At 72.6% G+C, this 13,057-nt stretch carries 11 protein-coding genes; 6 read left to right on the top strand and 5 right to left on the bottom strand.

All coding sequences use genetic code 11. The features are described from left to right. The 4 genes from AOK18_RS08850 to AOK18_RS08865 all read left to right on the top strand — a co-directional run. Positions 1 to 1,184 (top strand): acyl-CoA dehydrogenase family protein (locus tag AOK18_RS08850; protein WP_055693942.1); only part of this gene is annotated, 1,184 nt, incomplete at its 5' end. A gap of 65 nt (positions 1,185 to 1,249) precedes the next feature. Continuing rightward, positions 1,250 to 1,708: an RrF2 family transcriptional regulator gene (locus AOK18_RS08855; protein ID WP_055575064.1), complete on the top strand. Its 459-nt coding sequence runs from the start codon at positions 1,250 to 1,252 to the stop codon at positions 1,706 to 1,708. Positions 1,709 to 2,247: 539 nt separating this feature from the next. Beyond that, positions 2,248 to 3,354 (top strand): aliphatic sulfonate ABC transporter substrate-binding protein, encoded by a 1,107-nt coding sequence (locus AOK18_RS08860; protein ID WP_055693943.1) that lies wholly within the window; start codon positions 2,248 to 2,250, stop codon positions 3,352 to 3,354. A gap of 152 nt (positions 3,355 to 3,506) precedes the next feature. Beyond that, entirely contained in the window at positions 3,507 to 4,289 is a 783-nt protein-coding gene (locus AOK18_RS08865; protein WP_055693944.1) for a YqjF family protein, read from the top strand. A gap of 78 nt (positions 4,290 to 4,367) precedes the next feature. On the opposite strand, the gene AOK18_RS08870 is transcribed toward AOK18_RS08865, so the two are convergent. After that, positions 4,368 to 4,568, bottom strand: a complete 201-nt coding sequence (locus AOK18_RS08870; RefSeq protein ID WP_055605986.1) for a type II toxin-antitoxin system VapB family antitoxin — start codon at positions 4,566 to 4,568, stop codon at positions 4,368 to 4,370. Positions 4,569 to 5,272: 704 nt separating this feature from the next. Between AOK18_RS08870 and AOK18_RS08875 the strand changes: the two genes are divergently transcribed. Then, a complete protein-coding gene (locus AOK18_RS08875; protein WP_055572454.1) occupies positions 5,273 to 5,932 on the top strand; it encodes a CBS domain-containing protein in 660 nt (219 codons plus the stop codon). 119 nt (positions 5,933 to 6,051) lie between these two features. Here the strand turns inward: AOK18_RS08875 and AOK18_RS08880 are convergent, their stop codons facing one another. The 4 genes from AOK18_RS08880 to AOK18_RS08895 are packed head-to-tail and all read right to left on the bottom strand — an operon-like array spanning position 6,052 to position 10,533. Next, positions 6,052 to 7,428 (bottom strand): GH1 family beta-glucosidase, encoded by a 1,377-nt coding sequence (locus AOK18_RS08880; protein ID WP_055693945.1) that lies wholly within the window; start codon positions 7,426 to 7,428, stop codon positions 6,052 to 6,054. 32 nt (positions 7,429 to 7,460) lie between these two features. After that, positions 7,461 to 8,303, bottom strand: coding sequence for a carbohydrate ABC transporter permease (locus AOK18_RS08885; RefSeq protein WP_055572459.1), 843 nt, complete (start codon positions 8,301 to 8,303; stop codon positions 7,461 to 7,463). Positions 8,304 to 8,308: 5 nt separating this feature from the next. Further along, the gene (locus AOK18_RS08890; RefSeq protein ID WP_055693946.1) at positions 8,309 to 9,262 is read right to left on the bottom strand and encodes a carbohydrate ABC transporter permease; all 954 of its coding nucleotides are present in this window, start codon (positions 9,260 to 9,262) and stop codon (positions 8,309 to 8,311) included. Next, positions 9,259 to 10,533 (bottom strand): ABC transporter substrate-binding protein, encoded by a 1,275-nt coding sequence (locus AOK18_RS08895; protein WP_055693947.1) that lies wholly within the window; start codon positions 10,531 to 10,533, stop codon positions 9,259 to 9,261. Before AOK18_RS08895 ends, AOK18_RS08890 begins: the two co-directional genes overlap by 4 nt. 318 nt (positions 10,534 to 10,851) lie before the next feature. Between AOK18_RS08895 and yicI the strand changes: the two genes are divergently transcribed. Continuing rightward, the coding region (gene yicI / locus AOK18_RS08900; RefSeq protein WP_055693948.1) for an alpha-xylosidase at positions 10,852 to 13,057 on the top strand (2,206 nt) is incomplete at its 3' end.

The raw sequence follows: 13,057 nt of genomic DNA on the forward strand, positions 1-13,057 counted from the left end.
CGCCCGGTCCGGACCGGGCGCACTGGCTGCGCGTCGCGCGCGAGACGGCGGACGATCTGGCCACCGACGCGGCGGCCAGGGAGCAGGCGGGCAAGGCCCCCGTCGACGAGGTGTCCCGGTTGCGCGAGGCGGGGCTGCTGGCCCTGCTGGTGCCGGCCCGGTCCGGCGGCGGGGGCGCGGACTGGCGTACGGCCTGTGCCGTCGTCCGGGAGATAGCCGCGGCCGACGGCGCGATCGGCCAGCTGCTCGGCTCGCACTACTTCCTGTCGTGGAGCGCCCGGTTCTTCGCCGATCCGGCCCGGGCGGCGCGGATCGAGCGGCGGTCGGCGGCGGAGCGGTGGTGCTGGGGCGGCGGTCTCGCCCACCAGGAGCCCCCGCTGACACTGACCGGGAGAGGCGGCGGGCAGGTGCTGGACGGACGGCAGAGCTTCGCCGCCGGGGTCCTGGTCGCCGACCGGCTCGCCGTGCGCGCCGTGCGGGCCGACACCGGTGAACCACTGGCCGTCACGGTCGATCCGGCCCTGCCCGGTGTGGGGGTCGACGGGGGCGCGGACGTCTTCGGCCAGCGGCTGGCGGCCGGCGGCTCCCTGGAGTTCGACGCCGTGCCGGTCGCCGCCGACGACGTCCTGGGCTCGCTGTCCGCGGACGAGGACGTCCTGTCGCCCCTGACGGCGCTGGCGTCCCCGGTCAGCCGCCTCCTCTCCGTGCAGCTCCGGCTCGGTCTGGCCGAGGGCGTGCTCGCCGAGGCCCGCGAGTACACCAGGCCGGGGCAGTGGCCCTGGTCCCCCTCCTGGCCCGCCGAACCGCCCCGGGACCCGCAGACGCTCACCGCGTTCGGGGAGCTCACCGTCCTCACGCGTTCCGCCGCCGCGCTCGCGGACCAGGCGGTGGACGCCGTACTGGCGGCGCTGGAGCGCGGGGAGGGACTCGCCTACGACGAGTGCGCGGAGGTTTCGGTCCTCGTGGCGATGGCGGAGGCCGCCGCTTCCAGGGCCGCGCAGGAGTCCACGTCCCGCGCCCTCGACGTCGTCGGCGCGCGTTCCGTGTCCGCGCGGCTGGGCTTCGACCGGTTCTGGCGCAACGCCAGGGCCCACACCCTGTACGAACCGGTCTCCCACCGGCTGCGCGACGTCGGCGACTACTTCCTCAACGGCGCGCACCCGCCGTTCGTCCTGCCCGCCTGACCGCCCCGCCCGATCGCCCGGGAGCCCGCCCGGACACCCGCGGCGGCGTGCGGGATACTACGGACATGCGGATCTCAGCCAGGGCGGACTACGCGGTACGGGCCGCACTGCAGCTCGCCGCCTCGCGGGACGACGCCCCCCTCAAGACCGAGGCCATCGCCGACGCCCAGGACATTCCGCACAAGTTCCTCGAAGGCATCCTGAACGACATGCGCCGGGGCGGTCTCGTCCTCAGCCGGCGCGGCGGCAACGGCGGGTACCGGCTGGCCAGGCCGGCCGAGTCCATCAGCATCGCCGACGTCATCCGCGTCGTGGACGGGCCGCTGGTCTCGGTACGCGGGGTCCGCCCGCCGGACCTGTCCTACTCCGGGCCGGCCCAGTCGCTGCTGCCCCTGTGGATCGCGCTGCGGTCCAATGTCCGCGAGATCCTCGAGGGGGTGTCGCTGGCCGATGTCGCCGCGGCCGAACTGCCCCCCGACGTGGCGGCGTTGACCGACGCTCCGGACGCCTGGGTGAACCCCTGACGCACCGGTCGACCAGCCGTTTCTCAGATCACGAGATAGCTCCATCCATCATGTGAACACCCTCTTGGGGCGGACGCCGTCTTCTGCCACGATCCCTAGCAACCAGGTAGGAAAACTAGGGTTCGGGGGGTCGTGGTCATGCGCGCGTTCGACCGTGCGGCTCACCCGCTGCCCCGCCTGACCTCGCGCCGCCACATCGACTTCGGCCGTGCCTCGAGCGCCCTCTGTCGTCACTCCGCGCCCCGCCGGTCCCCCTCCGGGCTGCCCGGCCGCGGGCCGGCGGGTTGCGGACGGTCCGCCGGCGGACCGTCCGCCTCCCGGCACGTCTGAGGCGGCCCGCCCCCGGGGCGCACGGTCTCCCTGCGGCTCACCACCGCGTCCCGCACGCCCCGGGCCCGCCCGGCGGCCCTCCGCGCGTCCGCGCCGCACGTCCCGTGCGGCCGCGGGCCGGGGTCCGGCGCGACCGTCGACGCGCTCCGCCGGGCCGCCGCCGCACCTCGTCGTTCCCGTCTCCTCACCCCTCCCGAAAGGACCCCTCCGTGTCTGCCGCCAGACCGCTCACCCTCCTGCGCGCCCTCGCCGTCACCGCGACGCTGCCCCTCCTGCTCACCGCGTGCGGCTACGGCTCCGAGTCCACCGACGACGGCAAGCGGTCCGAGGTCGCGGCGGACGCCGAGAAGCTGTCCGCCGACGAGGTGAAGCTCGGCTATTTCCCGAACCTCACCCACGCCAACGCGCTGGTGGGCATCGAGGAGGGGCTGCTGCAGAAGGAGCTCGGCGCCACCAGGATCAAGTCGGCGACCTTCAACGCCGGACCGTCCGAGATCGAGGCGCTGAACGCCGGCTCCATAGACATCGGCTGGATCGGCCCCTCCCCTTCCATCAACGGATTCACCAAGTCCCGGGGCAAGAACCTGCGCATCATCGGCGGTTCCGCCTCCGGAGGCGTGAAGCTGGTGGTGAACCCGGACAGGATCAAGTCCGAGGACGACCTCGAGGGCAAGAGGATCGCGACCCCGCAGCTCGGCAACACCCAGGACGTCGCGTTCCTCAACTGGATCGCGGAGAAGGGCTGGAAGGTCGACGCGCAGAGCGGCAAGGGCGACGTCTCCGTCGTCCGCACCGACAACAAGGTGGCGCCCGACGCCTACAGGTCCGGTTCGATCGACGGCGCCTGGGTGCCGGAGCCGACGGCGTCCCGGCTGGTCGCGGAGGGCGCCGAGGTGCTGCTCGACGAGGCCGACCTGTGGCCCGACAAGAAGTTCGTGATCACGAACATCATCGTGTCGCAGAAGTTCCTCGAGGAGCACCCGGACGTCGTCGAGGCCGTGCTGCGCGGCTCGGTGAGGACCAACGAATGGATCGAGGCCAACCCCGAGAAGGCCAAGGAGTCCGCGAACAAGGCACTCGAGGAACTGTCGGGCAAGGCCCTGCCCGAGAACGTCCTCGACCCGGCCTGGGAGTCCATCACCTTCCTCGACGACCCCCTGGCGTCCACGCTCGACTCGCAGGCGCGGCACGCGGTGAAGGCCGGCCTGCTGGAGCAGCCCGTCCTGGACGGCATCTACGACCTGGCACCGCTGAACAAGGTGCTCGAGGCCGAGGGCAAGGAAGCGGTGGACGACGCGGGGCTCGGCGTGGAGTAGCGGACGCTCCCCGCTCCGGGCGGGTGCGCGGGGGCGGCGGCCGCGGTACCGGCCGCCGCCCCCGCGCGCCTCGTGCGCCGCGCGCCGCGAGGCGGTCGTTCGCCCGGGTCCCCCGCGATGCTGCCCCGCCGGAGAACTGGGATAATGCGGCAATGCCGCCGACTCCTCCGCCCCCGGGGACTCCGGGGTCTCCGGAACCCATAACCGCCGAGCCGCCCGAGGCGATCGCGCGTCCGCTGCTCACCCAGTCCTGGCTCGACCTGACCTTCCTGCACTGGGCCGCGGACCCCGCGGACGTGGCTCCCCTGCTGCCTCCCGGCACCACGCCCGACATCCTGGACGGCGTCACCTACGTCGGCCTGGTCGCCTTCCGGATGCACCGGGTCGGCTGGCTGCGCCTCCCCGGCATCCCCTACCTCGGCACCTTCCCCGAGACCAACGTCCGCCTCTACTCGGTGGACGGACAGGGGCGCCGGGGCGTGGTGTTCCTCTCCCTGGACGCCTCCCGGCTGCTGCCCGTGACGGTGGCCCGGATCGGCTTCCGGATGCCCTACCTCTGGTCCCGCATGGCCGTCCGGCGCAGCGGCGGCACCGTCACGTACACCAGTTCGCGGCGCTGGCCCGGTCCTCGCGGCGCCCGCAGCCGCATCACCGTGCGGGTCGGCGAGCCGATCGGGGAACCCACCGCTCTGGAGCACTTCCTGACCGCCCGCTGGGGCCTGCACGGCGCCTTCTTCGGCCGGTCGGTGTACCTGCCCAACACCCACCCCCGCTGGCCCCTGCACCGCGCCGAGCTGATCGAGTGCGAGGAGGACCTGGTGACGGCGGCGGGCCTGCCGGAACCGGTGGGCGCCCCCGTGAGCGTCCTCTACTCGCCGGGCGTGCCCGCCCGCTTCGGACGCCCCGCCCGCCCGGCGGGCATCCGTACCCCCTGACCCCCGGCGGGCCGGATCCCGGCACGCTCCCGGGAGTCGTGGCGGTGCGGGACCCTGTCCGCCGCCCTCCGCGCGGGCTCAGCCCTGCGGTTCCTGCGGCTTGGCGTCCGTCTCGCGCAGGTTCCGGTCCGTGAGTTCGGTGCGTGCCTCCGTACGGTGGCCGCGGGCAATGTAGTCCCGCACCACGACCTCGACGGCGTCCTGGGGGGATCCGACTCCGGCCAGGACCATGACCTCCACGACGAGTTCGGCGTCGAGCGTGACGGTGACCTTGGCCATGGCACTCCCCCTGACGGCATCGGGCACCGGGCGGCCCCGGCCACCGCACTCTACAAGGCGGGCCCCGTCGCCGTGCCCACGGACGGCCCGCGGGCGCGCACCGAGAACCGCCCCGGCCCCGGGAAGCTCCGGCCGGTGCCGTGGGCCCGCCGCCCGTCGGCCCGGCCGGTGTCCGGTGCCGGAGTCGTCGGGGCCGGCCCCGGTGAAGGCGTCGTCGTCCCTCGTGCCGCCGGGGCGCCCGGAGCGGCCCCGCGGCACCGAGGTCGTGGAGTCGGGGCACGGCGACGGCGTCGGCGTCAACACCTCGGGCAGCGGACCGATCCCGGCGAGGGCCGGCCTGCGCCCGGGGCGGGCGCACCCCTCGGCCGCGAGGCCGCGGTCATCGGCGAGGCGGTCGCGGACCATCCGCGCATGGCCGGCGCACGGACCGGGCCCGGCGGCACGCTCGGGGTGGACACGCCGACGGGGAACGGCTTCCGCGGATCCGCTGACCGCGCCGTCCGGCCCCCTCTCCTCACGAGCCGTGACGGCCGGGGGCCGGACGGGTGTCCGCGGTCCCCTTCCGCCGTCGGCACCCTCGGTGCGGGCCTCCGTCATTTCTCCGCTCACGCGTTCCGACCGACAATGATGTTGGTGACGGCCTCAGGCGCACGGGGGTCGCCCCTACATCGGTCCTGCGCCGGCAGCAGAGAGGAACCACCACGATGAGCCACCAGAAGGTGCGCGACGTGATGAGCGGTGCGGTCGTCCGGATCCAGGGCGCGACGCCGTTCAAGGAGATCGCCCACCTGCTGCTCGAGTACGACATCACGGCCGTTCCCGTCGTGGACGCCGACGACCGCCCGGTGGGCGTGGTGTCCGAGGCGGACCTGCTGCACAAGATGTGGGGACGGCAGGAGGGCGACGCCGGGGAGCCGGGCGGGGCGCCCCGGCCGGAGAAGGCGTGGGCCACCGACGCCGCCGGACTGATGACGTCGCCGGCTTTGTGTGCCACCGAGGACTGGAGCGTGGTGGACGCCGCCCGGATGATGGCGCGGCACGGGATCAAGCGGCTGCTGGTGGTCGATGCGGCGGGACGGCTGAGGGGCGTGGTGAGCAGGAGCGACCTGCTGCGCGTCTTCGTGCGCGAGGACCGGGCGATCCGTACGGAGATCGTCGAGGACGTGCTGGTGCGGGCGCTCGGTGAGGCGCCCTCGGCCGTCGAGGTGAACGTGACGCACGGTCATGTCAGCCTCATCGGGCAGTTGTCGTCCCGGGCGACAGCCGGGGAGCTCGAGGAGCTGTGCCGCAACGTCGACGGGGTCGTCGACGTGGAGTTCCGTACGGTGCCCGGCGCCGACGACGGTCCGGTGCGGGCGGGCTGACCGCGGCGGTCCGGCGGGGCCGGGCGGGGTCCGGCGCGGGCGGTCCCGCCGCCGGGAGCCGGAAGGGGCCGTCGCGCGGTGGGACGGCCCCGGTGCGACCGCGTCTCGTCCGTGGCCCGTCAGGGGCGCTGTGCGGCGATCATCCGCCGGTACCAGTGGTAGCTGTCCTTCGGGGTGCGCCGCTGGGTGGCGTAGTCGACGCGGACGATGCCGAAGCGCTTGCCGTACCCGTAGGCCCACTCGAAGTTGTCGAGCAGGGACCAGACGTAGTAGCCGCGGACGTCGACGCCCCGGTCCATCGCGGCGCGCAGGGCGGTGAGGTGGTCGCGCAGGTAGGCCACGCGGTCGGGGTCGTGGACGGCGCCGTCGGTGACCCGGTCGTCCTCGGCGGAGCCGTTCTCGGTGATGTGCAGGGGCGGCAGCGCGTCCCCGTACTGCTCGTCGAGGTCCACCAGCAGGTCGGTGAGGGTGTGGGGCATCACCGGCCAGCCCATCGCGGTGTGCCGGACGCCGGGTGTCGGGACCTCCTCGTAGCGGTTGTCGGTGGCCACGCGCCGGGCGGGGTCGCTCTCGCGGTACGGGGCGTCGGCGACGGTGATGGGGCGGTAGTAGTTGACGCCGAGGAAGTCCAGGGGCTGCGAGATCAGGTCCAGGTCGCCGTCGCGGCGGAAGTCCTGGCCGGTGATCAGCTCGCCCCAGGTGTCCTGTTCGGTGTCCGGGTAGCGGCCGGCCAGGAGGGGTTCGGTCCATACCAGGTTGTGCAGGGTGTCGGCGCGGACGACGGCGGCCCGGTCGGCGGCTGAGCCGGTGGCGGGCAGGTGGTGGTCGAGGTTGAGGGTGATGCCCACCTCGCGGACCCCGGCCGCCCTCAGTGCCCGCACGGCCAGTCCGTGCCCGACCAGCAGGTGGTGGGCGGCGGCCAGGGCGCCCCGGCCCTCGCGGGCGCCGGGGGCGTGGCGGCCGACGGAGTAGCCGAGGAAGGCGCTGCACCACGGCTCGTTGAGGGTGATCCAGCGCGGTACGCGGTCGCCGAGCCGTTCGGCGACCGCCGCGGTGTACTCGGCGAACCGCTCGGCGGTGTCGCGTACGCGCCAGCCGCCCCGGTCCTCGAGGGCCTGCGGGAGGTCCCAGTGGTAGAGGGTGGCGGCGGGTTCGACGCCGGCGGCGAGGAGTTCGTCGACCAGGCGCTCGTAGAAGTCCAGGCCCTCGGGGTTCACCGGTCCGACACCGTCGGGCACGATGCGCGGCCAGGCGACGGAGAAGCGGTAGGAGCCGACGCCCAGGTCGCGCAGCAGGGCGACGTCCTCGCGGTAGCGGTGGTAGTGGTCGCAGGCGACGTCGCCGGTGTCGCCGCCCTCCACCAGGCCGGGGGTGTGGCTGTAGGTGTCCCAGATCGACGGGCCGCGGCCGTCCTCCGAGACCGCCCCCTCGATCTGGTAGGAGGCGGTCGCGGCGCCGAGGACGAAGCCGGGCGGGAAGCTCGGGAAGTCGGACATGTGCGGGGAGCCCTCCTCGGGGCGTGGTGCGGTCATTTGACGGAGCCGCCGGTGATGCCGGCGGCGATGTACTTCTGGGCGAGGACGAGCAGGATCGCCGCGGGCACGGCGGAGAGGACGGACGCGGCCATCACCGCGCCCCAGTCGCCGACGTGGGCGCCGATGTACTGGTAGATGCCCAGGGTGATCGGTTTGACGTCGTCGGTGGTGTTCAGGGTGAGCGCGAACATGAAGTCGCTCCACGAGAACAGGAAGGCGAACAGGCCCGAGGTGATCAGGGCGTTGCGGCTCATCGGCAGCACCACGCGGACGAAGGTGCGCACCGGGCCGGCGCCGTCGATCTGCGCGGCCTCGACGACCTCGCCCGGGATGGACACCATGAAGGCGCGCATCAGCACGATGGAGAAGGGGATGCCGAGCGAGGCGTCCGCGAGCATCAGGCCGAAGTGGGAGTTGACCAGGCCGAGGTCGACGTAGGAGGTGTAGAGCGCGTTGGCGATGACGATGCCCGGCACCATCTGGGTGATGAGGGTGCCGAACACGATGGCGCGGGTGCCGCGCAGTCCGAAGCGGGCCAGCCCGTAGGCGGCGGGCGCGGAGACGGCCAGGCAGACGGCGACGGCTCCGAGGGAGACGACCAGTGAGGTGAGCAGGTTTCCGCCCTGGTCGGCGAGGGCCTTGGAGAAGCCGGACAGGTCCAGGCCGGTGGGGACCGGGCCGACCTGGAGCAGTCCGGCCTCCGGCTGGAGCGCCGTGTTGAGCATCCAGTAGAGCGGGAAGAGCATGACGCCCAGGACGAGCAGGCCCGCCACGGTGGAGCCCAGGCGGCGTCCCCGTGCGCGCGGGGCGGCGGGGGCGGGTGTGTGAGCGGCCATGTCGGTCACTTCCCGTCGGTGCGGTTGGCCCGCAGGTAGAACACGGCGAACGCCGCGGAGATGAGGATGAGGACGTTGCCGACGACGGCGCCCGCTCCGAAGTCGAGCTGGACGAAGGAGTTCTGGTAGGTGAGCGTGCCCAGGGTCTGGGTGGCGTCGGCGGGGCCGCCGTCGGTGAGGGCGAGGATGAGGTCGAGGATCTTCACCGTCGACATGAAGCCGAGGACGAGGACGACCGTGATCACCGGTTTGAGCATGGGCAGGGTGACGGAGCGGAAGGCGCGCCAGGCCGAGGCGCCGTCCAGGGAGGCGGCCTCGTAGAGCTCTCCCGGGATCTCCTGGAGACCGCCGTACAGGATGACCATGTTGAACGGGATGCCGATCCAGATGTTGACCAGGATCACCGACAGCAGGGCCATGTCGGGGCTGGTGAGCCAGGGGGTGTCGCCGCTGAGGCCGAGGGCGCCCAGGAAGGTGTTGAGCACACCGGTGTCCTGGTCGAGGATGCGGCGCCAGACGATGCCGGACACCACCATGGGCACCAGCCAGGGCAGCAGGATCAGGGACCGCAGGACGCCGTTCAGGGGGAACCTGCGGCTGAAGAAGACGGCGAGCGCGAGCCCGATGCAGAACTGGCCGAGCAGGGAGCCCGCGGTGAAGACGAGGGTGTGCCACAGCGCCTTGCCGAAGAGGGCGTCCTGGAGGACGGCCGACCAGTTGTCGGTGCCGTTGAAGGGCGCCTCGCCGGTGAAGAACGTCTTCGGTGTGTAGTGCTGGAAGCTCATCACGACGTTGCGGACGAGCGGGTAGCCGAAGAACAGCAGCATGAAGACGACGGCGGGGGCGACGAAGCCCCACTGGGCGAGCCGGCGCCGGCGGCGCAGCCGGGCCGGGTCCGGGGCGGCGGTCTCCTCCGGCGTCTTCGCGGAGGCCGCGGCGGTGTCGGTGGCGGTGGTCATGGACGCGTACCTCGGTTCCCGCTCGTGGCCCGCTGCTGGGCGCGCTTCAGGGCGGCCTCGCTGGACTGGCCGGTCAGGGCGGACTGGAAGGCGCTCTGCAGCGCGAGGGACACGGAGGACCAGCCGGCGCCGAGCCTGCCGGTGCGGGAGCGGGCCTCGGCGACCTGGTCGGCCAGCGCGCCGAGTCCGGGCACCCGGTCGCGCCAGACGGCGGCGGCCTTCTCGTGGGCCGGCACCATCCAGCTGTTCAGGGCGTAGGTGAGCTGCTCCTTCTCGCCGGTGAGGCAGGCGACGACGCGGCCGGCCGTCCTCTCGCGGTCCTCGTGACCGGTCTTCGGCACGGTGAGCACCGCGCCGCCGAGGGGGCCCACCGAGGCGTCGCCGGCCTGCGGGACGGGGATCCGGGCGATGCCCCAGTTCAGGGACTCGTCGGTGTTGAGGGTCTCGACCTGCCACGGGCCGTTGATCATCATGGCGGCGTTGCCGGCCATGAACTGGTCGTTGACGTCGGCCTGGGTCCAGTTGACGGTGGACCTGGACAGCGAGCCGTCCTGGAGCAGCGCCTTCCAGTAGTCGAGTGCCTCGACGACCCGCGGCCCGTCCAGCTCGGTCTCGTCGCCGCCGTTGGACCACATGAAGGGCGTGAACTGGAAGACGCCGTCCTCGGCGCCGCCCGCGCTGAGCGCCAGGCCGTAGCGCTTGCCCTCGGTGAGCCGTTCCGCCGTCTCGCGCAGTTCGTCCCAGGTCGCGGGGACCTCCAGGCCGGCCCGGTCCAGGACGTCCTTGTCGTAGAAGAGGGCGAGGGTGTTCACGGAACGGGCCGCGCCGTAGTACGTGCCCCGGTAGGAGCCGAACTCGACGATGCCCCGGGGGATGCCGTCGGTCTCGAGGCCGAGGGTGAGCAGGTCGACGAGTCCGCCCGCCTCGGCGAAGGTCGGCATCTCGGAGGCGTCGAACTGCACGATGTCCGGGAGTGACTTCGACGAGGCCATGCGCAGGGCCTTCGTCATCACCTGGGCGGCGGGGACGCTCTGCTGCTCGATGCGGATGCCGAGCCGCTTGCCGCAGCGGGCCATCGCCTCCGCGTCCCAGCGGTGGTAGGTCTCGTCGGTCGAGGAGTTCATCACGGTGTACACGTCGCTGTCCCGTTGCTGTGCGCAGCCGGTGAGCGCCGCCCCGGCGACCAGGGCGGCGACGGCGGCGAAGGACGTGACGGCTCTGCGTGGACGGCGCCGACCACGCTGTGCGGCGACCGGAGGATGTGCTGTCACGGTGGGTGCCCTTGGGTGGGACCGGCCCGGTGTCGCACCGGGCCGGTCGGCTCGTGGGAGGGGTGCGGCCGAGGGGGATCCGGGCTGGTGAAGCGCTTCGACGATGAGTCGACCCGGCCCGTGGGAAACTCGGCTCTGGGGTGGGGTGCAATTTGTTTTGCCTGATTACTAATACGCCAGGGGACGCCGGTCGCGCTAGCCCCCCGACCCCGCGATCTCTCTGCGCCGGGGCGTGACAGAAACCCTGGAACCTGCCATAGTTCCTGGTCACATACCGCTCCCCTCCCGCCATCGCCCCCTCCCCCATCGAGGAAGATCATGAAGTTCACCGACGGCTTCTGGCGCATCCGCGACGGTGTCCAGATCTCGTACGCCACCGAGGTGCGCGAGGTGCGCCCCGAATCGAAGCGCTTCACCACCTACGCCTCCGTACGGAAGGTGGCACGGAGGGGCGACACCCTCAACGCGCCGCTCGTCACGGTCGAGTGCTTCTCCCCCGCCGAGGGCGTGATCGGCGTCCGCGTCACCCATCACGCGGGCAAGCGGCGGCCGGGGCCCGACTTCGCCCTGGGCGGCGACGCCGGCGGCGCCGGGACGGTACGCCAGGACGGCCCGGTCACCGAGCTGACCAGCGGTCCGCTGGCCCTCCGCCTCGACGGGTCCGGCCCCTTCGCGCTCACCTTCCACGACGCCGACGGGCGCGAGCTGACCCGGGCGGACGCCAGGAACACCGCCTTCGCCACCACCGGTCACGGGGCGGAGCACCACATGCTGACCCGGCTGGCACTGGGTGTCGGGGAACAGGTCTACGGCCTCGGTGAGCGCTTCACCCCGTTCGTCAAGAACGGCCAGACGGTCGACGTCTGGCAGGCCGACGGCGGCACCAGCAGCGAGCAGTCCTACAAGAACATCCCGTTCTACCTGTCGTCCCGGGGGTACGGCGTCTTCGTCAACCACCCCGGCGCGGTGTCCTTCGAGGTCGGCTCGGAGTCGGTCGGCCAGGTGCAGTTCAGCGTCGAGGACCAGTCACTGGAGTACTACGTCGTCGCCGGTCCCGCCCCGAAGGACGTCCTGGCCCGCTACACGGCCCTCACCGGCCGTCCCGCCCTGCCGCCGGCCTGGTCGTTCGGCCTGTGGCTCAGCACCTCGTTCACCACCTCCTACGACGAGGAGACGGTGACGTCGTTCGTGGACGGCATGGCCCAACGCGGCATCCCGCTCACGGTGTTCCACTTCGACTGCTTCTGGATGCGCGAGTACCAGTGGTGCGACTTCCAGTGGGACCCCGACGTCTTCCCGGACCCGGACGGCATGCTGGCCCGGCTCAAGGAGAAGGGCCTGCGGATCAGCGCCTGGATCAACCCGTACATCGCGCAGAAGTCGCCGCTGTTCGACGAGGCCGCCGCCCTCGGGCACCTGGTGCGCCGGGCCGACGGCGACGTGTGGCAGTGGGACCTGTGGCAGGCCGGCATGGGCCTGGTCGACTTCACCAGCCCCGAGGCGCGGGCCTGGTTCCAGTCGAAGCTGAAACCCCTGCTCGACCAGGGCGTGGACTGCTTCAAGACGGACTTCGGCGAGCGCATCCCCACCGACGTGGTCTGGCACGACGGCTCGGACCCCGAGCGGATGCACAACTACTACACGCAGCTCTACAACCGGACGGTGTTCGAACTCCTGGAGAAGGAGCGCGGGCAGGGCGAGGCCGTGCTCTTCGCCCGGTCCGCGACCGCCGGCGGGCAGCAGTACCCGGTGCACTGGGGCGGCGACTGCTGGTCGTCCTTCGAGGCGATGGCCGAGTCGCTGCGGGGCGGCCTGTCGCTGTCGCTGAGCGGGTTCGGTTTCTGGAGCCACGACATCGGCGGCTTCGAGGGCACGCCGGACCCCTCGGTGTTCAAGCGCTGGCTCGCCTTCGGCCTGCTGTCCTCGCACAGCCGGCTGCACGGTTCCACGTCGTACCGGGTGCCGTGGGAGTTCGGCGACGAGGCGGTGGAGGTGGCCCGGCGGTTCACCCTGCTCAAGCACCGGCTGATGCCCTACCTGTACGGCGCCGCCGTCGAGGCGCACGACACCGGGGTGCCGATGATGCGGCCGATGGTGCTGGAGTTCCCGGGCGACCCGACGTGCCGTCAGCTGGACCGCCAGTACATGCTGGGTCCGGACCTGCTCGTCGCCCCCGTGTTCGACACGGGCGGCGAGGTGGAGGTCTACCTGCCGGAGGGCACCTGGACCCACCTGCTGAGCGGCGAGAAGGTCACCGGCCCGTGCTGGCGCACCGAACGGCACGGCTACGACAGCCTCCCGCTGTACGTCAGGGAGGGCGCCGTACTGCCGCTGGCCTCCGACGGCACCCGGCCGGACGGCGACTGGCTGGACGAGCCGGTCCTGCTCGTCCACCCGTGCGCCGCACCCCGTTACGAGGCCGGGGTCACCGTGCCCGACACGACGGGTGCGCGGGCCGCGTCCTTCCGGGTCGTGCGCGACGGCGACGTCCTGCGGGTCACCGCGTCGGGCACGGTGACCCCGG

The organism is Streptomyces prasinopilosus (assembly GCF_001419695.1).
GTDB classification, from domain to species: Bacteria; Actinomycetota; Actinomycetes; order Streptomycetales; family Streptomycetaceae; genus Streptomyces; species Streptomyces prasinopilosus.